This is a genomic window from Neoroseomonas rubea, from assembly GCF_016106015.1.
In the GTDB taxonomy this organism is placed as follows: domain Bacteria; phylum Pseudomonadota; class Alphaproteobacteria; order Acetobacterales; family Acetobacteraceae; genus Neoroseomonas; species Neoroseomonas rubea.
The window spans coordinates 1-1,924 of the sequence record NZ_JACADQ010000513.1; the positions used below are offsets into that span (position 1 = coordinate 1).

The window sequence follows — 1,924 nt, forward strand, 5'->3', positions numbered from 1 at the left end:
CGGCGCGGCGATGGCGAGCACCGAGCGACCCTCGCGCAGCGGCGACTGCGCCGCCGCGACGAAGCCGAGCCGTTCGGCGGGTGCCGCGAGCTGCGCCGCGGCGCGCACGCGTTCCTCGGGCGGCGGGCCGCCGCGCACCACGCGCTGGAAACCGGCGAGCGGGTCGGGCAGCGTCATCGCCAGCCGCCCCGCTTCGTCGATGCGCAGCGGCGCTTCGCGCAGCAGGGTGGTCAGCGCCGGCTGGCGGCCGAGCGTGCCGAGGACGATCAGGTCGCGCTCGGCGACCTGCTGCAGCTGTCCCGGCCGGACCACGGCGATGCCCGTGGCCGGCACGCCGACCATCGCGGACAGCCCGCCCACCATGCCGAGGAAGGCGCTGACCTCGATCGGACCGGCGCGGTCGGGCATCACCACCGCCGTCTCGGACAGGTCGGCCATCCGCGTGTAGGGGAAGCCGGCGCTGGCGAAGAAGGCGAGGTTCGGCAGCGTCGCGAAGCGATGCGCGCGGGTGATGTCGATCGTGCTGGACGGATCGACCGCCGCCTGCACCTGCGCCGGGATGGACACGCAGTCGCCGCGGTGCAGCGGCCGCATGTCGAACACCAGCTGAAGGTCGTTGCGGCCGGTGACGAGCCAGGGGGGAACGCTCGCCGTGCCCGTGCGTGGGCCGGGTTCGATGCCGACCTGTCGCAGCAGCCAGGTCCAGGGCCAGCTCTCCTGCTCCCGCAGCGGGATCGACCGCAGGAAGGTGCCGCTGACGAGGACATCGAGGCGCGAACGCTCGACATCCGTGATCGGGCCGGGCGGGGACCGGAAGGCGAGATCCACCGGGAAGCCGTGGCGGCGCCAGGTGGTCAGGTCCGGCGCGGTGCGCAGCGGCACCGTGATCGGCCCCGGCGCGTAGCCCGAGACCTGGAGATCGGCGCGGTCCACCAGTTCGCCGAGCGCGACCGGACGGTCCGTCGGCAGCCAGCGCGGCGCGTCATAGGGCCGGCGCTGCGGTGCCTGCGGCTGGGCGACGGTCGCGAGCGTGCCCGACAGCAGCTGCGGCGCGAGGGCGAGGGCCTGCGACGCGACGCCGACTTCCTGCATTGTGCGCCCGGCGATCAGCAGGAGCTGGCCTCGCGGGTCGCGCGGGTTCTCCATCAGCGCGATGGTCGGCCCGGCGAGTGGCGGCAGCGTCATGCCTTCCGGGGTGTCCTGCGGCGTCGCGAAGACCACGGCGTTGCCGGTGCCGGGAATGGAGACCGAGGCGGGGAAGCGCGCGCCGCGGTATTCCGCCTGCATCGCGAACCACGATGCGACGACCGCCGCGCCGCGCAGCGTCTCGTTGCCCGGATTGTCCGGCATCACGAAGGGCAGCACGAGCGCGTCGCGCAGCTCGCGCGGGTCGAAGAAGGGTTCCGGCAGGCGCGCGAGGTCGGCCGGCAGCGGCAGCCTTTCGAGCGTCAGCTGGACGGTCGATGTCTCGGCGACGTTCATCCACAGCAGGTCGGACAGCGGATCGACGCATTCGGCCCGGTAGCGGCCGCTGAAGGCGAAGTTCAGCCGGTTCATCTCGGTGAAGAAGGCCGGGTTCACCGGCATCTCGATCGGCCCGAAGGACGGCCGCGTCGGGTCCGGGCGTACCGCGCCGATGAACTGGTCGTTCAGCGTGACGACGAGCTGGCTCACTTCCGGCACCAGGGCCGGGGACGCCGCGCCGGAGATCACGACGCGCGCATCCGTCACGACCTCATCGCTGCGGATGCCGAACTGGATTCCCTGCAGCGGGGAGGCGCCGCGCAGCTGCATGGTCGATTGCAGGCCGAGCTGGCGGAGCGAACGCACCACGCGCCGCTGCGAGAGCATGGGCGCCGCGGCCGGCGGCGGCGGGGCGGCCAGCACGGCTTCGGGGGCGGGTGCCGGCGCGACGACGGGCGGC

1 protein-coding gene is annotated in these 1,924 nt (G+C 73.8%); it reads right to left on the reverse strand.

Annotated features, from left to right (window positions below; genetic code table 11):
- The coding region (locus tag HW577_RS24335; protein ID WP_198378680.1) for a cellulose biosynthesis cyclic di-GMP-binding regulatory protein BcsB at positions 1-1,924 on the reverse strand (1,924 nt) is incomplete at both ends.